The sequence below is a fragment of the Patescibacteria group bacterium genome, assembly GCA_023380635.1.
Classification (GTDB): domain Bacteria; phylum Patescibacteriota; class Microgenomatia; order JAMCZE01; family JAMCZE01; genus JAMCRP01.
The window spans coordinates 181089-200778 of record JAMCRP010000001.1; the positions used below are offsets into that span (position 1 = coordinate 181089).

A 19690-nucleotide genomic window follows, 5' to 3' on the forward strand; every position below is an offset into this window, starting at 1 on the left:
TCATATTTATTGCTTATATTTTTTCTGCTACTCTCAACTTCCCGCTTCTCGCCCTCGGATTCCTGTCAATTTCCTCTTTTGTCGGTGTTGTTGGTGTCTTAGTCATATCCCTCATTACCCCTATATCCCCCATTTCCCTGATAAAATTCTTTACAATCCTGTCTTCCAGTGAATGAAAACTGATTATTGCCAGTTTTCCTCCCGGTTTCAGCAGTTTTACCGCCTGCGGCAAAGCTGCTTCTAAACTGGCCAGCTCGTCGTTTACCGCGATTCTTAGCGCCTGAAACACTCTTGTCGCCGGGTGTGTCCGATCCCTGTCGCTCCTGCCTCTTACAGAAAGTATCGCTTTGGCCAGCTGATCTGTTGTCTCGAATCTTTTATTTTTTCTCTCCTCAACAATTATTTTTGCAATCTGCCTGGCAAACCTTTCTTCTCCAAACTTCCAGAATAGGTTCGCCAGTTCCTTCTCTCCTCCGGCATTTATTAAATCCGCCGCTGTTACCGTTTGGGTTGCCGGATCCATTCGCATATCCAACTTAGCGTCCTTATTGAAAGAAAATCCCCGGTAATCAGTTTCGAGCTGATGACTGGAAACTCCCAAGTCCATAAGTATTCCGCTTACCTGCGAAAACCCGGCCTCTATGGCGATTTCTTTTAAATGTGCAAAGTTACTCTGTCGTAATACTAATTCTCCCCGATTCTCCCAATCTCCCAAATTTCTCTTAGCGTTTTCTATTGCTTCACTATCCTGATCTATCCCCAAAACTTTTCCCCCTGCCTTAAGTATTCCTGTCGTATGCCCTGATCCTCCCAGTGTGCAATCGATGTATTTTTCTCCTGGCTTTATCTCAAGCGCTTCTAAAACCTCGTTTAAAAGTACCGGAATATGATACTCGTCCATCTCTAAAACGGTCCCGCCGGTAAAGTGCTCTTAACTTTCTCCCATTCCTTCTTTTCCCAAATTTCAAAATGATCTCCGGCCCCAACCACCACAACTTCCGGTTTCAACTCAGCATATTTACGCAATTCCACGGGTACAGTAATTCTTCCTTGGGCGTCATATTCAATAACTTCTGCTTCAGAAAAGAACTGGCGACGAACCAGTCTTCCGTCAGCAGTAAACACCGGCTTATCAAAACCCGCCTGGACCATCTTTTCCCATCCGTCGGGTGAAAAGCCGAATACACATTTGTCAAAGCCTGTAGAAAGAACCAGTTCTTCGCTTCCGAGAGCTTTGCGAATTTTAGAAGGTAAAGCCATTTGGCCATTTGACAAGAGTTTAACTTCATGTGTGCCTAAAAAATACTTTATATTCACGATATTTCACTCTATTTATCTATTCATAACTAGTCTGAACCTTTTTTCACGCCTTGTCAAGCACTATTTTCACTAAAATCTGGTAAGAAGACAGCAAAAGAAAACAATCCTATAAAAATGAAGCTTATTAGTGGAGTCCGTTACAGAGAGATGGTTCCGGTCCAGATGGAGCCGTCGGAGAAGTCGAGCTCAATTTCCACCGAAGTCACGCCGTCGTTACGCACACAAGACTTGGTGGAGCAGGTTCCCAGATCAATGACCTGAGTATAGGTTCCGTTAGTCACCTCTTGTGGTTTCATGACCAGGGCGCCCTGGGTGCCTTTATTGCTGGTTTCGTATTGCACAACATAAGTGAGAGTTTTTACAGTGGGGTCGATGCCCTTGGCAGTTAGAGTAAAGTTATCCAGCCCATTAGCGCTGCGGCCTTTTTTGGCCGTTACCACCAGCTTCTGAACCCATTCCGGCTGAGTCGAAAGGTCCACTTTCTTAATCCCGGTTTCCGTCACTTCCGGTTTGGGCACAATTGCGGGCTTAGCTTGCGATTTTTGCCAGACGAGAAAACCGCCAACTACTACCAGAAGAAGAACTATTAAAACGGGCAGTTTATTTTTCATCCGAGCCTGCTTTTTATCTCTTCAACCAGTGTATCAGCATTTATTCTCTCTTGTAAAGTGGTATCCCGGTCCCGGATGGTGACGGTATTGTCTTCAAGTGTCTGGTAGTCAACCGTTACGCACCATGGGGTTCCGATTTCGTCCTGGGCCAGATATCTTTTCCCGATATTTCCCCGCTCATCCCAGACTGCCGGAAAGTGCAGTTTCAGTTCATGGTAAATTTTTTCTGCTTTACCCACTAATTCCGGCTTGTTTTTGACCAACGGGAAGACGGCCACTTTGTATGGCGCTAGCTTTGGAGAAAGCTTTAAGACTACCCGCTCTTTTTCCTGATCCTCGGTGTAGGCATCAGCCAAAACCATAAACATCAACCGGTTAATTCCCACTGCCGGCTCAATGACATGCGGCACAATCGCTTCTCCCGTCTCAGGATCACGGTAGGTTAAGTCAGCTCCGGAAAACTTGGCGTGCTGGGAAAGATCATAATTTGTCCTGTAAGCCACTCCCCATAGCTCTTTCCAGCCAAAGGGATAGTTATAATCCAAGTCGTAGGTATCTTTGCTGTAATGACTGCGCTCTTTGTCCGAATGCCTTCGCCAGCGCAAATTTGGCTCTTTTACGCCTAAAGTGTTAGTCACAAAATGCCACATGTTCTCTTTCCAGTCTGCCATTAATTTTTCCCAGTCGTTTTTATCCGGATTAAAGAAATACTCGATTTCCGCCTGTTCAAACTCCAAAGTTCGGAAGATAAACTGCCCCGTAGTTATTTCGTTACGGAAGCTTTTTCCGATCTGGCCAATTCCAAAAGGCAATTTAACCCTTGTCGAGTCGACAACATTACGGAAATTGGAGAAAATTCCCTGAGCGGTTTCCCCGCGTAAATAGGCCGCAGATTTATCATCTTCCACTACTCCGATGCTGGTTTCAAATAGCAAATTAAACTTCTTGGGTTCGGTTAATTCGTTTCCTTCGGGGCTTTTAATCCTGTTCTTAGCAATATATTCTGCCATTTCTTCAAAGGTCATATTGTCCGCTTCCGAACCAATCAAATGATCGGCACGATAGCGTTTGTGAGTTACTTTATCTTCTACGAGAGGATCGTTGAAGCTAGTCACATGCCCTGAAGCTTCCCAGGTTTTAGGATGAAGAATTATTTGAGAATCTAACCCCACCATGTCGTCTCTTTTACTGATGAATTCGCTCCACCAGAGATTACGAATATTGCGAAGCAATTCAGCTCCGGCCGGACCATAATCATAGGAGCTAACTAATCCCCCGTAAATTTCTGAAGTTTGATAGACAAACCCCCGCCTTTTACAAAGCGCCACAATTTTTTGCATCAAATCCTCAGCCATAAGTAGAGTTTAGCAGGAGAACTATAATTCCTCAATGATCTTCTTACTTTTGATGCGCCGTTCGGCAACGGATTCGACAAAAGAAGTCAGGCCTTCTTTGGGATAGTGACCGAATGGGAGAAAACCAAGCTGCCAAAGCAGCTTAGCCGTGAATTCCTTTATTTTATTTTCTTCCAGGTTCTTACCCTTCAGTAATTCCTCTAAAAGCCAGTAAACTTGTTCGTGCGGTTCATTTTCCGGCAGAAGTTTATCTATTACTTCCGCGGCGTAGAAAGCAAAACCAAGAGATTTAAAATTATTCTGCATTACAAATGGAGTTACTGTTTTGGCTTCGGTAATAATCTCAAAGTTTTTGCCCCGGTGAAGCATGAGTGCCACTTCGTTTAGCGGTTCCAGGTGCGGCGCCCGGCGGCTTTTTATTCTCCTAATACCTTTAGCTACCACTGATAACTTGCCCCGTTCCTTGGTAAACAAGGTGATTACCTTATCGCTTTCCCCAAAATTTATGCGTTTGAGAACAATCCCGGTTATTTTCGAAGTCTTCACGAGGAGATTATACCCTACAACTTGACGTTGATTTCCTTATCTTCCGTCAGCGCGAACTCCTGCGATTTATTGTTGACGATTACCTTGTAGTCAATGCCATCTGTCCCCGGTTGTTTTTGAATCAGGAGATTATAGTTGCCGTTCTTTTTGAAATTGCCGGCAACTTTATACTTAATCTGAATTTTAGCTAAGCCTTCCGGCACGACCGTAAAGAAGCCGTCAACAACCGTGTGGTCCAGATCATCAAAAGTCTGGCTTTTGCTCTCAAAACCCTTAACATCCGTAATTGTCGCCCCTTTTGGCAGGTAAACTCGCAGGTAGTCCCGGTATATTCCTGCCAGGCAGAGCCCGGAGACCCGTTCCAAAGAACAGTTATCCGCTGCGTGGGGATAACGGTATTCAAGATTAAGGGTTTCATCGGCGCCGCTGTCAGTTATCGAAACTTCCTTGGTCACTTTAGGAACAATGTAGAGGTTAGACTTGGCCCCGGCCAGATTGGCGTCATTGACATGAAGGTAGTCACCGTTATAAGTTTTAATCCGGCCGCCGAAATTCAGAGCCTCAATCCCCCGTTGGGCATCTTCATTATGAACATAGAATAGAATGTGTTTTTGCAGAGCTTCGCTCATCGCCGCCTGGAAAAGTGGAGCATAAACCTGTTTACTTCCAGTCATGGCTTTTTTCATTAAAGATTGCAGAAGAACCCCGATAATATCTTTGCGGCTGCCCCGTTCGTAGGCTTTTGGCTCATCAGCATATTTTTCCAGTTCATAAATTACCATCGGACAGTCACACTGCGGAACTTTTGTGGTCGTAAAAGTGGTGCCGTAAGTGTCCACCGGCCCCAAAACATTCATTAGACTCACTAGAACATGGGTGTCCATGGCAATGATGCCATCAATGTTTTGCTTGGCATTTGAAGTGGCATACAGATCTTCAAAGGTTTTCATGGAAGAGTAATAATCCGGCGAGAAGTTGGCGTCGCGCATCCGCCAGCCATAAACATTAAGATATCGGGAAATGGGATCCGGAGGAGCAACATGTTTGGTCATCGTGTCATCAAGTTTGTAAATATCGTCGGAAGTCTGAAGAGAAATTTTGCCCTTGTCTACCTGAAAAATCGCATAGGCGGTAATAAAACCGCCGGTTGGACGCAGTTCCGCATCATTTTGGAACAAAACCATGTACTTTTTTGGCTGCTGGGAACCGAGCATTTCCGGCAACTGCTTGACCATCGGCCGCGCTTCGGTCAAAAGATTGTCAGCCATATCAATTGCTTCTTTCGCCCCCACAATCTGGCTTCTAATCGGTTTTCCCTGAAAGCTTTCCGGGTAACGGTTCGGGTCGACCTGATCCAGAGCCTTGCGCATCGCACTGACTTTAACCGCAATCTGGTCAATCTGAGGTTTAACCTTATCCAGGGTTTCCACCATCATCGCAATCCGTTCTTCAGTAGTTCCCCCGGTGAAGCTTCCCTGGCCTTTAAGACCCAACAAATCAGCGTATGGCTCAATGGCCGTCGCTGTTATCTGAGCGGCCTCCAAACCCTGCTTACCGGCATCCATGAAGGCAAAAGCATCGTTAGTGTAACCGCCCAGAAGGGGAATAAATCTAGTCCAGCCAATCAGGTTCAGATCCGATTGAACGACCGTTAACTGCTTTTGTGTCGCGACAACAGCGTCTCTGGTTTTGGCGATATCCTGAGATTTAGCCGCGTCTTTAATTCCCAGCGCCAACCGATAAGTTGTCTTGGCATCGGCGTAAAGGCGAAACAGCGGTAATCCTAACGCCAGAACTAAAACCACGACGGCAATTATTAATACTAAAAGCCCTTTTTTATGCGGCAGTTTCTTTTCCGTCATAACCGGTTCGGCTTTCGCCACAAAGGTTTCATCCGGTTTAATTTCTTTGATTTCTTCTTCCATGAGTTTTCAGGATATCACCATTTGTTAAACATTGCCAAGGGGGTTTTTAAAACGATCACAAAGTCTCTCCAGATAGATTTGTTACGGGCATACGCAGCGTCAAGAGCTACCCGTCGATCCCAAGAAATGGCATTACGACCGCTTGTTTGCCAAGGACCAGTGAGCCCCGGTTTTACCGAAAGCGCTACATCCAATTCCTTTTTTAAGCCTGGAAAGAATTTTAGTTGCTGAGCAATTTCATCACCAAAAATATCATCATTTCGATATGCTCTCGGACCAACCATACTCATGTCGCCCGCAAGAATATTCCAAAGATTAGGTAATTCGTCGAGGCTATATTTTCTAATAAATCTTCCCACTCTGGTAATCCTGGGATCCTGGTTCGCCGGGAGTTTCCAACCCTCTTTTTTCTTAAAATTCTTCATGAACTCTCTATCTTTGGCCAGCATCTTGTCAACATTGTCAAACATAGATCGGAATTTCCAGATAAAAAATATTTTTCCGTCCTTGCCCACTCGCCTCTGTTTATAAATACATGGACCTGGCGAGTCTAATTTAATTGCCAAGGCAATTAGAAGAAGTAAAGGAGAAAACAGGGTAATTACAAACAGTGCCGACAGAATATCCGTGGTTCTTTTAAGAATGTCGTACATATTCGCGATATTTTCTTTCGGCAGTTTCCTTAAATTCTTTTTTAAACCTTTCTTTCGAAAACCTCTGTGCGTTAGTATTGCAATCTTCTCTGATTACTCTTACTTCTCTAATTTCTCGGATTTTCGCGGCCAAGCTCTCCGGTTTCGGCTCGTCAAAAAACCAGCCGGTTTTCCCTTCAACTACCGTTTCCGTCACCCCTCCTTTTTTATATGCAATTACCGGTTTACCATGGGCCTGGGCCTCCACCGCGACAATGTTAAAATCCTCTTCTCCGGGAATTACGACCGCCCGGCAGTTTTCATAATACCGGTTCAGCTCTTCGTCTGTCAAATAGCCCAAAAACTCTATATTCTTTTTTGCCCTCCCCTTCAATCTGTTTTCTTCTTTCCCTGTCCCGATTATTTTTAGCGGCAACCCCAGCTGGTTAAACGCGCTAACGGCAATATCCAGCCTTTTTTGCGGCGCCAACCGCGAAACAATTAAATAATATTCCCCGGCGTTTGAGGCTTGAGATTTGCTTGGGATTTGGGATTTGGGATTTGGGATTTCTACTGGTGGATAGATTACTTCGCTCTCCCGATTGTAGATTCGTTTTATCCTTTCCTGTACTGCCCGAGAAATAGTCAAGTACTGGTCCGGCCTGGCAGCCACAATCCTGTCGTACCAGCGCAAATACTTCACTAACGGATTACTGACGGCCCGAAACCAACCCGGCTTGGCAGAAAAATAATCGTCATGACTATCCCAAAGATAACCGACCGGGTTCAGGCAGTAGCAAAGATGGAAAGTTTCGGGCTTAGTAATGATCGCCTTTGCAAATTCATGAGTGACGGAAATTACCAAATCATATTTATCAAAATTGAAGCTTTCAAAGGCTAAACCCATTAAATATGGGTACATTTCGTGTGCATTTTTAGGAAGCGGTAATTTTTGAAGAAAAGATGTCCTCACATCAAAGCTATCAGCCCATGGCGTCAATCTCTTATCATAGACAGAGGTATAGAGCGGAGCCTCTGGCCAAATCTCATGCAGGGCCAAAAGTAATCTCTCTGCCCCGCCAAACTTATTTATCCGATCGTAAACTAGAGCTACTTTCATAAATTTTACGAGTTTCCTTTACGCAGCGTTCCCAACTATATGATTTGGCTCTTTTATATCCACGATCTGTTAGTTCTTTCAATTTTTCCTTATCCTTTAGTGTCTCCTTTATTACTCTGGCAATATCTTTAGGATCATTTTGATTAAAGTAGACCGCTGCGTCGCCATACACTTCATGAAACACAGGAATATCCGAAACGATTGCCGGGCAGCCAACACTCATGGCTTCCAATGGAGGGATGCCAAAGCCTTCCATTTTCGAAGAGGTGACAAAAGCTGAGGCGTGGCGATACCAGTCAGCTAGCCGGCTATTGGGCACTTCACCAATAACTTCGACATATTTTGATTTTGGTAGCCGGGGATAGAAAAATTTATCATTCCCTACCAGAACAAGTTTCATTTTTAAAATTTCCGCAGCTTTGATCAAGGTCTCAACATTCTTATGCGGATGGGCATTGCCCACATACAGGAGATAGGGTTTGACCGTTAATGGTTTGCCGGGCTTTGAAGTGCCTTCCAAAGCTCCTGATTCATAAATCACGGAAATCTTATCGGGATCAGCCTTGTAATGTTTTACTATCTCACTTTTAGCGTCATTGGACAGGGTAAAAATCCTTTCCGCCCGGAAGACACTAACCCAATTAACCAGATGGTAACCGGTTTTTTTAATGACATACAACCAACCGGGCAGCGTCGACCATTTGCCGGTTTTATAGTGATCAAATATCAAGTCGTGAATAGTAATGACAAATTTGCCGGGATAAAGAATCGGGAAGGAAAAATAGGGGAAATGTAACAGATCCAATTTTTCCCGGGAGAATATCCAGGGAAGAAGCAGCTGCTCTCTTAGCGTATGCCAGTGGACATCCGCCAGAACTTTTTTCCATTTCGGGCTGGGCATTTCAACCGCCTCGAATTCTTTTTTGGAAAAAAACCAGACATATTCGTTTTCTTTATCGATTTCAGGAAGATATTTAAAAATTGAACGAATGTAGCGACCAACACCAGTTTCGTTCCACAGCCGGGCGTCAATGCCGATCCTCATTAGTCCCTCCCCCGCCGTAAATAATTGACCAAACCGATTCCGCCAAGCACCGCGCTGCGAAACAGTTCTGGGTACTTTTTGCGATAATGTTTATCGTAAAAAATGCGCATCGCGTCATAACGGGCTTGGTTCCACCTTGCCTGATTGTCAGGATCAACTTTGGCTACGGATTTTGAAGTAGATTTTAAACCCGAACTGGCTCCCCAATAGTGCATAATTTTAACATCCGGAACAAAATAAACTTTGTAGCCCAGCTCCTTTACCCGGTAGCACATCTCGATATCTTCGCCATAGGAAAAATAATCCTCGTCAAACCAACCAATCTTGTCTAATAATTTCTTTCGAATTAGTAAAAATGTCCCGGACACGGCATCAACCTCATGAACTTTGTCTAAAGGTAAATAGGTAGCCGTATAGCCGGAAAACATTTTGCTTTTGGGAAACAGTTTTGCCAGGCCTGTAAAATAGGCTAATGAGTTCCAAGGTGTGGGAAACCCCCGGTGAGAAGCATAGTATTGACCACCGTTGGGTAATAGCGTCAGGCAGGTGGAAATGCCGGCATCAAGAGTATAGTCCATAAACTGAACCATTCGCTCCAGAGTTCCGGGGTATACTTGCGTGTCGGAATTAAGAAACAGAACATACTCCCCTTTTGCCTTTTCCCTAGCGCAATTATTACCTCGTGTGAATCCGCAATTTTCTTTGTTTTTTATTAACTCCACTTCCGGAAACTCTTTCTGAACCATTATTACTGAGTTGTCCGTACTGGCGTTATCGATCACTATCACCTGATAGTCCGGACGCGAGGGTATGGAAGCCAAGCACTGCCGCAACAACGCTTCAGTATTGTAGTTGAGAATAATAATTGACAATTTAACTTTTGCCGGCAGTTTCTTCATAGATTTTTTCCAGACTGGTAGAAATTTTTCCCCAGTCATAATTATCAGCCACTAACTTTTTAGCGTTGGTGGACAGACTTTTTGCCAGAGGTTTATTCAGCACTGCTTCTACCGCCAGTTTTGCCAGTTCATTTTTGTTATTACTAATCAGGGCATGCTTCCGGTCAATCGCCCCAATCCCTTCAATGCCGATTTCCGTGGAGACCACCGGCAAATCTGAGGCCATCGCTTCCAGAATTTTGTATCTGGTCCCCCCGCCGCCAAAAAGCGGTGCCAGAAGAACTGCTGAGCCCTGATAAGCTGTCCTTATGTCTTCGACATCGTCGGATACGACAATGCTGTCACCAGCCAGATTTTTAATGGCTTCCGTGGGACTTCGTCCCACAATCCACAAGGTTGCCTCGGGAAGCTTCTTTTTTATTTCGGGCCAGATTTCTCTTACCAGAATTTCCACCGCCTCCCGGTTCTGTAACCAGTTAAAATTTCCTACAAACAGGAATTTTGTGCCCGTTGATTTACCGTTAAGGATTTTTTTAGTGAAGAAATCCATGTCCACGCCGTTAGGAACAATACCAACATCCAGTCCCGGCGCCAGTTCTTTCATTTTTTCCTTGTCCGCTTCCGACATGGCCACTACTTTTTTAGCCTTTTGCCAAAAATATTTTTCCCAATATTTATGTTTAGCGACATCGACATACAACAACGGTTTTACCGGCCAAAGCCGGGAAGTTTGCGTGAAATGTTGGTAGACAAGATATTCAATCGTCTGCTCGGCAAGAAGAACCGGAACCGTAGTGGAGGCAATGTTGGGCATAATGTAATAAGTTTCCACATGGATTAGATCATACTTTTCCTTTGCCAGTTCGGCGGAAATCGCCTCAGTCACCCGGCCGCTACGATACATGTTCACCAAATAGGGATAAGGGGATACCGCGGTTACCAAAAGCTTTTCCGGCGAAGCCCAGGCTTTTTTCCGGCCAAAGATTTCCACTTTACGGCAATATTTTCGCAATTGGGTTAAATCCGGTTCCGGTTGATCTGTCCGCAAAAAAGAAAACGAAGTGATTTCATGTTTTCGGGAAAGATTCTTAATTAGATTGAAAGTTCTCGTCTGGCCACCAGAATTTGGTGGATACGGCACGTATGGCGTAAACATCAAAATTTTCATAACTTACTTGGGAAGCTCGCTGTCGGGGACCAGCTGGATAATTACATACTTGTCCGTTTGAGCCAGAAGCTTGTAAGGGTAGAACTTTTTATTGGTGACGGGTTTGATTTCCCAAACCGGCCACGCGTCAGCCATGATCTTTTTAGTCTGGTCGTCCAAATTAACGCTGACATAATACTGTGCTCCTTCATTTATCAATTTATCAAGGCTCCCGTCCATGATCGGCCAACCTTTGCGGTCAGTTTGGTAAAGAAAGGCGGTATCGCCGTCATAGGGCGCAATTACTTTGGCCCGCCAATCCGTCAGCTCCCGAACTCTCTGCCCGGCTTCGACAATTTCCGGATGATTGATGTTGTAATAGTCTTTGATAAAGTACCAGCCGAAAGCCAGCATGAACAAAACAGTAATGACTGCCAGAATTTTGCTCCGGAAATTTTGTGATAGCAGAAAGTCCAGTCCCATGGCAGCCAAAATTACCAGCGAGGGGATAATTAAAATCTGGTAGTAATCATGCCGGACATTGCCAGTCGCAAAAATAGTTAAATATAAAAGACTGCCGGCAAACAAAACCAGAGGGAAATATTTGTACTTGCCGGCGGTATTTCTTACCAACCCAAGACCAAGTAAGATCAACCCCCAGTATCCCAAAATTTCCCGTCCGATCCGGTCAGCAAAGATCCAATACCAGAAAGCTCCTTTAAATCTGATCCCGTCACCGTTAAGCAGCCAGTCGTTGGCCGGTATGCCAGCCGGATACTGCTGCATCCACCAGCGCCAGAGAAGTAATGGCACCAATGAAATGATCCCGAAAAGACCTAAAATCGCCCATTGTCGCCAGTTTAAGCCGAATCCCACTAACCAAAAGTAGGCCAAGGGAATCAACAGAAAAGCTGCATAAGGTTTAATTAGCAAGGCGACAATCGCCAAAATCAGAGCCAGAACAAGATATCTTTTCCTTTGGGAGAAAACATAGGAACTGGCAAACCACAAGGCCCCAAGCGAGGCGGCTACCATCGAAGGATCAGGCAAAACGGTCCTGCCGAAATAGATATTGTACGGTAAAACGGCAAATAGACCGGCGGCCAGGTAGGCGATCCGCCGGGACAAAAACCGCCGACAGAGCAGAAAAATAAATACTGCTCCAATTGCCGTCGCCAAAGCTGAGGTAAGCCGCCCAGCCGCCTCTACGGTCCAGTCGGCTAGTATCCGGTCAACAAAAAGTGACGCGGCATTATATATGGGGAACTCCACAAATCTTATACCCAGCGGATTGGGTTTTCCCGAAGCCATGGAAGAAAGGTCGTCGTATGTCGGATACAGCCAATTAATGGTTTTGTTGCGCAAGAAATCCCGGGTCACGGCCGAAGTATCCGCCTGGCGCCAGGAATGCCAGTCGGCAATCGGCGAATTAATTTTGTAAGTCCGGATCGACAACGCAACAACTGCGATAACCGCCACCCAGAGAAAATCGGACAACAGAAACTTTTTCACCCGGGCGAGGAAATTTTTGAAAGAAAATTCAATTCGTAGCGGTTCCATATTCGTCTTAATTTTTTCCCGGGTTAAATAAAGTGACCCAAGAGTCATCCCGGACACCCCCCAGAAGACATAAGCAACCTTACTGGATTCGAAAATATCGATCATAGTAGCGTTTACCAAAAGCCCGCCGATCAGGCCGATGAAGCCGGCAACCAGCGAATATAAGAGCGGATCCCGTATCCCTCCAAGGCTGCGAAATGCGATCCAGGCCATCACTAATAAAGTTCCAAAAAAGGCCGCGAAACCTAAGAATCCGGTTTCTCCCAAAGCCCGCAGATAGTCATTGTCCGTCGATTCTCCTTCAGTATAGTCATATTTGTTTGCCTGGCTAAGGGTTGCATAGCCTTTTCCCAAAAGCGGATCCATCTCAAAACCGGCAATCGCCCGGGGCCAGGTCGTATCAAACCTGATACCGGTAGACAAGTCGAACATTAAAGCGTTTTGTGAATAAGTCCTTTGTGTCGGCACTAAAACCGTAGCTCCACTGGCAGTCTTTTTCGGCATTAAAAGGGGGATTTCGTTTCCGGTGACATCACTGGGCTTCATTGGTGTTGGCGGCTGGTCAGAAGGAGTCGTTACCGCCGCGATATTATTTTCCAAAAACGTGGCGTTTTGGGTCGGGGCATTGCCGGCAGGCCTTAACAAAATTTCCCGCACAGCAGAGAACCTGTCAGCAAACTTAAAAAGAGTCAGAAATCTTGAAGACAGGTCTCCGAACGAGAGCATTAATAAGATACTTAAAAATGCCGCCGCTGCCCAACGGCTTACCCCCCAACCCAACCCTTTTTTAAAGGTCCAAAGAAAGATAACCACCGACAGCCCCAGCATATATCCAGCAAAGGAAATCCGCGAAGCCGTAAGAATTAACAGCCAAAAACCTCCGGCCAGAAGCAAGACAATCCCCAATTTTGCCAGCTTATTCTTTAAACCAAAAAGGAAACTCCAGCAAAGCGTCAGGGCAATCACCAGATACCCGGCCAGGTCGTAGTGCCCGCCGAAAGTCGAAAGAACCCGGGCGTGAGCCGTGAGATATAACCACCAGCCTTTGGCAAATTCCCGATTCATTGTGGAGAAAGCCGGCCAATACAGATATTTTTGTCCGTAGCCATAGATAATCACGCCCAACAGGGTCAGAAAAAATAGTCCCAGGTATATTTTCAGCGCCTTCATAGATCTTATTGAAGCAAAGAAAACGAAAAATAAGGAAAAGTACTCGGCCCGGCGCAGCCAGTGCAGGAAGGTTTTTCCGGCAAAAAGATATTGCAAGGGGACCGTCTGGATAATAAATATTGCCGTGATTACCGAGAGCAATCCGATGACTAAATATCCGATCAGCCCAAGTGAAACGGCGTTAAAAACAAGTTTGATTTTCCGGCGCAATATCCAGAGCAGAAAAATCACAATGGTCGCCGCCACAAAGAAATCTTCAAGCCTGACTCGAACATTGTAACCGTACAAAATGTCAAACAGCGGCCACTTCGGGTAAAGAGGAATAAAAACCAGCAAGAATCCGGCTAAAACCGCCAGAATATTATTGTCCAGCCAATGCAGCCATTTGGCTATCATTTTATTTATTGAAATAAGCGGGCCCGGCCCAGTTTGTAGTGTAAGTCTTTATTTTTTCGCTCTCCTATTTTAACAGCCGGCACCCCTCCGACAACAGTCAGTTCCGGCACATCTTTGGTCACCACAGCTCCGGCAGCAATTATCGCTCCGTTACCCACTTTAACTCCAGGCAAAATAATGACGCGCGGGCCGATAAAAACATAATCGCCGATTTCGACAGGCGCTTCGATTGGGTCAAAGCCCTCGGAAGTAGTATCATGCTCAGAGTTGTAAATCATTACCTGGGAAGCGATATCGGTATGATTGCCAACAGTTAGTTTGTCCCGACCGTCAAGAAAAGCATGATCGCCAACAATTGAATCTTGCCCAATAGTGATATTTTTTGGTTGGAAGAATCTGGCCCAGGTATGAATGGTGCTCCCTTCGCCGATTTTTATGCCGGCCAGAGCATAGAAGAAATGCCGAACAAACCTGCAAGGAACCTGACCGACACAATTTAAAACCATCAGCTCAAAATCCAGACAATAATTGTAGAAGCGGGTCACAATCTTCGGCCAAGCCTGGCTAAAACTTAAGTTTTTTCCGTATTTGTCTTTAAACATTTTTAAGCACTTCCAGCGTTTGTTTTGCTGTGTCTTCCCAATTATACCGTTTTACCAGTTTTAAACCAGCTTTGATCTGGTTTTTGCGCTCAGAATCGCCCATTTCCAGAACTTTCTCCAAGGCCGAGCGGATACTTTCAACCTCATATGGATTCTCGATATAAATGGTACACTCTCCGCACACTTCCGGAAGCGAAGACACTCGGGAAACCACCACCGGAACCCCTGTCGCCATTGCTTCCACCGCCGGAATACCAAAGCCTTCATACAAGCTAGGTAGGACATAAGCAGCCGCCCCTTTCATCAAACCAGCCACTTCGGTATCAGGAATATATCCTGTGAATTCCACTCTATCACCGAGCTTGCTGGCTATTTCGAAGACATCCTGATACATCCACCCGCCTCGGCCTTCGTTTTTCATGCCGCCGATCACCAGTTTAATATCCTTATCTTCCAGCTGACCAAAAGCTTCAATTAAGCGGACCAGGTTTTTGCGCGGCTGAAGAGTTCCCAGATAGAAAAAATACTTATCCTTCCTGGCCGGTTTTACTTTTTCATTAAAGCGAGCCTGATCATACCCTAGATGGGTAACCACAATTTTCTCCGGCGGCAGGTGGTAAAGCTGGACAAGGTCGCCTTTGGTCGCTTCGGAAATGGCGATAACTTTTTTAGCCTGCATCGCCGAAAGCCGCGTCCAGTACTTAAGTTGGTACAAATCTTTTTTCTTGAAGTACTGGGGGAATTTTTCAAAAGCCAGGTCCATCACGGAAATCACTGACGGACACGATAGATATAGCGGGGCATAGTGTGTCGGAGTAAAGAGAACATCCGGAGGATTAGCTAGTAACCTCTTTTGTAAACCCGTCAGCGTCCAGAGGTTTTTGGGCCCAAAAACCTCATAAGGCAAATCCGGCATCTCCGGCAAGGGCGGATTTTCTAAATACACTTGGAATTTGGTGCTTGGAGTTTGGAATTTTACGAACTGCTTAAGCAGTTCGTAAGCATACTGCCCCACCCCGACCCGGTGGGAGACATTGGCTTCGTTGCCGTTTATGCCAATAGTCATATTTCTTTAATTCTACAACTTAAAACTTTCCAATCGGACCGGTATTTTTCAGAATTATCCAGTGGGTTCGAGACAAGAATTCCAGTCCAACAATTGTCAACCATAAGTATACCGGCAGAACCGTGGCTCTCAGCCAACTTTCGCTAACTATTTCTCCCACAAAAAGCGCCGGACCAAAAAGTGCCATCGTCAGATAATAGGACGACATGTGATTGGGCAAAAAATAAAACGGCGCAGCCGCAACTATAAACCAGACCCCGGATAAGAGGAGAATTCTCGCGTGCGGCTGTCTGAGCGAAAAATAACGCATTAAGCCGATTGTCATCAGGAAAATCAGGACCAAAAATAGCCAGAGAATGACATTGCCAGCTTCGAACCGAACACCCTCAGGCAAATTTAGCCCGCGGAAAAGATACCATCTGGCTGTCACCAACACCCGGCCACTTAAGGAATAACTATAATCTGAAACCCGCGGCAACCCAATAATCTTCAGTTTGGCCACAAAATAGAACCCGGCCAGAACAAAACTGCCAACAAGTCTTTTCGACCAGGAACCGAAATGCCAGCTCAGGACCAGGAAAATAAAGGGTAGGGTCAATGCCAGCTCATTTGAAAAGATCGCTAAAATCGTTACCAGAAATGTCGCCACAGTTGCGGCAATTCCGGGTTTCAAATAGAGATATGCAGCCAGAAAATAAAACAGGGCACCTAAACTGAAATACGAGGTCGCAATCCAAAAAAAGTTCCCAAAAAGTGAAACGTTTAGAGCATAGACAAACGTTCCCGTCATGGCTTTTTCGCGACTTTTTAGAATCTTTTTAAGGAGCAAATAAACGACGACCACCGTCAAACTATACGCGGCAAATTCAGCAAGATGATAACCAATCGGATTTAGACCAAATAAGTTGCGAGAGAGACCATAAAAAAGCTGGATGCTTACCGGCCGGTAATGATAAACATCCGGAACGGTGGCCAACCAGTTGCCGGAGCCGGCCATGTCCATGGCAATCCGGTCATCCTGAAAAAAACGGGCGTTAAAAGAGTCCCGGTAAACAAAGGCCGACAAAAGGATAATGCCACTAAGCAAATAGACTTCCCACTGGTTAAGAAAGTGTTTCATAGGCTTTTGCCGTTTGCCGGGCGGTCTCTTCCCAAGAGAACTTACTGGCCTGGCCGCGGCCCTTCTTAATAAGGGCATCTTTTTTAGATTTGTTCATTTCCAATACCGTCTCAATCTTTTCCGCAAGATCGTTTGCATCGAGAGGGTCAATATAAATAGCCGCGTCGCCGCCCACTTCGGGCATGCTGGAAACATTGCTGGTAATTACCGGACAATCGCAATTGAAGGCTTCTAATATCGGAATTCCGAACCCTTCATAAAGGCTCGGGTACACAAACACCGCGGCGTTAGTGTACAAGTCAGCCAGCTGATCGTTGGGGACATATCCTAAAAGTTTGACGCCGTTTACTGTTTCTTCTTTCTCGCCCCAACCATATTTTCCGGCAATTACGAGATCGACATCCTTAGTTTTTAAGAGTTGATAAGCCTGGATTAGCCGGCCCAGGTTCTTACGTGGTTCTCTGGTTCCGACGGCTAAAATATAAGGCCGCTCGCTTTTTTTGACTTGCCCCTTCTTCATCGTTGTAGCTTCGTAAATTACTTTAATTTTCTCCTGCGGAATATTGAGAGTTTTCACAATATCTTTTTTGGTCGACTGGGAGATAGCAATAACCGCATCCACTTCCTTTTTCACCCATTCGAGTCTTCTTTTTTGCGCGGCGACTATTTTTGGATGTGATGATTGCGGATATTTATAAACGACCAGGTCATGAATTGTCGTAATTTTCTTGGCCGTCGTCGGTGGTTGAGTCCAATCAGAAGAATGAAAAACGTCGACCTTTCCGATTAAACTTTCCACCGGCAGCGTGTGCAGTTGGTTCCATAATATTTCTAGCAGTGTCGGCGGGATCGGAAAAACTTTTGTTTGCGGAAAAACTTTAAATTCTTTCTGCTTGCGAAGACTTGCTCCAAACAAAACTAAATCATTATTTGTCTTTAACAGGCTCGTTACGAGGTTTCGGGTATAAATCCCCACCCCCGTTCCGGGAAACGCCATTTGGCTGATATCTATTCCGACTTTCATAAAGAGTATTTCCAGATTAACAGATTATTAAAACTTTTTTGCTCTACCAGTTTATACCCGTTAGCCTCAATTATTTGCCTTTCCAGATCCTTTGGATCGAAAATTTCTTGGACATAACGAACCAAATAGACCGTCTGGGCGCCGTTTAGATTAAAATTAGATTGGTCCATAATTTGCAAATCCGGTTTGTAGTAAAGAAGCGGGGCGGATTGAGCCAGGTTGGGCATAACGACCCTACTATTAATAGTATCCGCATACTGCGCTGCCGATCGCCAGTCCTCCCGCCAGAATTTGGGATTAAAGTTGAAATAGACCAAACTTAAAAGACTGACAATAACGACTAATCCGGCAGCGATCTTTCCCGCTCTGGAAAGCAACAGAACAAAAGCGGGCAAAACAAATAGGAATCGGAAATATGTAAAGACAGGAACCTTAAAAGAAATTACAGCGGCTAAAAACAGCGGAGTCAAAAACCACAGCCAAAGTCTTTTTTCCTGATTTCTGGCAAGTGTCAAGAAATAACCTATTCCCACACCGCCGGTGATTAGACCATAGAGATATTTATTCTCGACACTCACCCGGCCAAAAATAAATTTTACCGGCAGTAAGGCCAAGGTTTTTAAATTTGTCCGACCCAAAGTATCGCCCCAGGAAGTCCCTGCCGCGCTTAGCCCGTTGCCCAATTGGTTAAGTAGAAGGGGGACAGCCGGCAGCATGAACAAAATGATGACGGAAAAATATTTCAGAAAAGTTTTTTTATAGCGGGTAATGAAAAAATATACCGGCAGCATCAAGGCCGGAAGATAATCCGTGTACAAAGATAAAACCACAGCGGCAGCAAATGCCAGCCACTTTTTCTCCAGTAAAAAGTAGATAGCCGACGCCACCAGCATCATCGCCAAAGAATACATCCGGGCTTCTTGGGAATAATAAACCGCGAGGGGATTAACGGCTAAAAATAATGCCGCCAAAATCCCCGCCCGACGGGAAAAGAGTTTCTCGCCGATTTTGAATACCAGAAACACCGTCACTATTCCAAACAAAACCGATGGAATTCGGCTGGCAATTTCGCTGTAACCAAATATTCCGTCCCACCATTTCAGGAACAAATAGTACAGCGGTGGATGGAAATCGCCGGGAGCAAATTTTGAAACCAACTCGCCAAACGTATTGCTTTTAATCGCCTGAAGGGTTATCGCCTCATCCAGCCAAAGCGACTGGTTCAGGTTGATCAGCCGGACAGCAAATCCCAGTAGTAAAATAACGTAAATCACTTGTATTTTTTTTCTCCAAAAAATGACAGCAGGACGCTGGTTTCAACAGCGCCGTTAAAAACAAGTTTAAAAATAAAAAACTGCCAGTCGGGTAATTTAAGAACCGCCCAAAAGGGACAATAGCGGAAAAGGTTGTAAATCCGGCGGATTATGTTCTTTGTCAAAAATTCATTTTTTCCGAACCACCGGGCCTGTTTCCAAATCTCTGGCAAAGTATCCGGGCTTCGGTGATAATAAACAGCGCCTTTGGCAGCTACCGGATACGCGTTCAGTTTTTCCGCAATAGTCCAGTCATCCGTATAGCCGACATTGGTATCAAAACCGCCCATGGAAAGAAATTTTTCCCTAAGAATCGCGCGAAAAACTTTGTTCCTTTCTTCATCGGCCTTTTCGCCTTCCAGTTTCTCCAGTAAAGTTTTCCCGAATTTATATAAACCAGTGGCTTTTGCAGCATATCCCCGCGGATCCATTTTATCGACGCTTCGACCAAAGTTCAGATTCCAATACCTGGCCAAGGGTTTATCTTTATTAAGAAGATATTCATCTTCACTGTATGTCCCGATAGCCTTCCCGCTCACTATCGGAGCGATCAGCTTTTCCACGAAATCCGGCGCAAACTCCATATCCGCGTCTACAAAAACCAGAATATCTCCTTTTGCTTTGCTGGCCCCAAAATTTCTGGCCGCTCCCGGTCCCTTGTGGCTTTGTTTGTAGGTTGCGTATTTTACTGAGCCATCCGTAGAGCCATCATCGACAACAATTATTTCCAAAGGGATGGTTTGCTTGGCAAGGCTGGCCAGGCAATTTCCGATAACCTCTTCCTCATTAAATATTGGTATAATAACCGATACTGTCATCTATCTAGATTGTAGCATTCT

17 protein-coding genes and 1 pseudogene are annotated in these 19690 nt (G+C 45.2%); all 18 read right to left on the bottom strand.

Features of this window, described 5'->3' with window-relative positions; genetic code table 11:
• Positions 1-13: 13 nt before the first annotated feature.
• Complete coding sequence (gene rsmH, locus M1403_01105; protein ID MCL4397605.1) at positions 14-901, bottom strand: 16S rRNA (cytosine(1402)-N(4))-methyltransferase RsmH; 888 nt, start codon at positions 899-901, stop codon at positions 14-16.
• Positions 902-903: 2 nt separating this feature from the next.
• A complete protein-coding gene (locus M1403_01110) occupies positions 904-1260 on the bottom strand; it encodes a cell division/cell wall cluster transcriptional repressor MraZ (GenBank protein ID MCL4397606.1) in 357 nt (118 codons plus the stop codon).
• Between the two features lie 197 nt (positions 1261-1457).
• On the bottom strand, positions 1458-1931 hold the full coding sequence (locus M1403_01115; GenBank protein ID MCL4397607.1) for a hypothetical protein: 474 nt from the start codon (positions 1929-1931) through the stop codon (positions 1458-1460).
• Positions 1928-3286, bottom strand: coding sequence for a glycine--tRNA ligase (locus M1403_01120; protein ID MCL4397608.1), 1359 nt, complete (start codon positions 3284-3286; stop codon positions 1928-1930). Before M1403_01120 ends, M1403_01115 begins: the two co-directional genes overlap by 4 nt.
• Before the next feature lie 21 nt (positions 3287-3307).
• Positions 3308-3832, bottom strand: a complete 525-nt coding sequence (gene recO, locus M1403_01125; GenBank protein ID MCL4397609.1) for a DNA repair protein RecO — start codon at positions 3830-3832, stop codon at positions 3308-3310.
• A 14-nt stretch (positions 3833-3846) separates the two neighbouring features.
• Positions 3847-5757 (bottom strand): DUF4012 domain-containing protein, encoded by a 1911-nt coding sequence (locus M1403_01130; GenBank protein MCL4397610.1) that lies wholly within the window; start codon positions 5755-5757, stop codon positions 3847-3849.
• Between the two features lie 14 nt (positions 5758-5771).
• A complete protein-coding gene (locus M1403_01135; protein ID MCL4397611.1) occupies positions 5772-6410 on the bottom strand; it encodes a sugar transferase in 639 nt (212 codons plus the stop codon).
• Positions 6394-7509 carry a glycosyltransferase gene (locus M1403_01140; GenBank protein MCL4397612.1) on the bottom strand — a complete coding sequence of 372 codons (1116 nt, stop codon included), beginning with the start codon at positions 7507-7509 and terminating at the stop codon, positions 6394-6396. The genes M1403_01135 and M1403_01140 overlap by 17 nt, the downstream gene beginning before the upstream one ends.
• The gene (locus tag M1403_01145; GenBank protein ID MCL4397613.1) at positions 7475-8554 is read right to left on the bottom strand and encodes a glycosyltransferase family 4 protein; all 1080 of its coding nucleotides are present in this window, start codon (positions 8552-8554) and stop codon (positions 7475-7477) included. Before M1403_01145 ends, M1403_01140 begins: the two co-directional genes overlap by 35 nt.
• A complete protein-coding gene (locus tag M1403_01150; GenBank protein ID MCL4397614.1) occupies positions 8554-9453 on the bottom strand; it encodes a glycosyltransferase family 2 protein in 900 nt (299 codons plus the stop codon). Before M1403_01150 ends, M1403_01145 begins: the two co-directional genes overlap by 1 nt.
• Positions 9428-10621 (bottom strand): glycosyltransferase family 4 protein, encoded by a 1194-nt coding sequence (locus M1403_01155; protein ID MCL4397615.1) that lies wholly within the window; start codon positions 10619-10621, stop codon positions 9428-9430. Before M1403_01155 ends, M1403_01150 begins: the two co-directional genes overlap by 26 nt.
• A gap of 3 nt (positions 10622-10624) precedes the next feature.
• The gene (locus M1403_01160; protein MCL4397616.1) at positions 10625-13726 is read right to left on the bottom strand and encodes a glycosyltransferase family 39 protein; all 3102 of its coding nucleotides are present in this window, start codon (positions 13724-13726) and stop codon (positions 10625-10627) included.
• Positions 13727-13731: 5 nt separating this feature from the next.
• Positions 13732-13947: pseudogene (locus tag M1403_01165) on the bottom strand (acyltransferase).
• 373 nt (positions 13948-14320) lie between these two features.
• Positions 14321-15394 carry a glycosyltransferase family 4 protein gene (locus M1403_01170; GenBank protein ID MCL4397617.1) on the bottom strand — a complete coding sequence of 358 codons (1074 nt, stop codon included), beginning with the start codon at positions 15392-15394 and terminating at the stop codon, positions 14321-14323.
• Between the two features lie 19 nt (positions 15395-15413).
• Positions 15414-16514 (bottom strand): hypothetical protein, encoded by a 1101-nt coding sequence (locus M1403_01175; GenBank protein MCL4397618.1) that lies wholly within the window; start codon positions 16512-16514, stop codon positions 15414-15416.
• Positions 16498-17538, bottom strand: coding sequence for a glycosyltransferase family 4 protein (locus M1403_01180; protein MCL4397619.1), 1041 nt, complete (start codon positions 17536-17538; stop codon positions 16498-16500). The genes M1403_01175 and M1403_01180 overlap by 17 nt, the downstream gene beginning before the upstream one ends.
• A complete protein-coding gene (locus tag M1403_01185) occupies positions 17535-18812 on the bottom strand; it encodes a glycosyltransferase family 39 protein (protein MCL4397620.1) in 1278 nt (425 codons plus the stop codon). Before M1403_01185 ends, M1403_01180 begins: the two co-directional genes overlap by 4 nt.
• Complete coding sequence (locus M1403_01190; protein ID MCL4397621.1) at positions 18809-19669, bottom strand: glycosyltransferase family 2 protein; 861 nt, start codon at positions 19667-19669, stop codon at positions 18809-18811. The genes M1403_01185 and M1403_01190 overlap by 4 nt, the downstream gene beginning before the upstream one ends.
• Positions 19670-19690 lie beyond the last annotated feature (21 nt).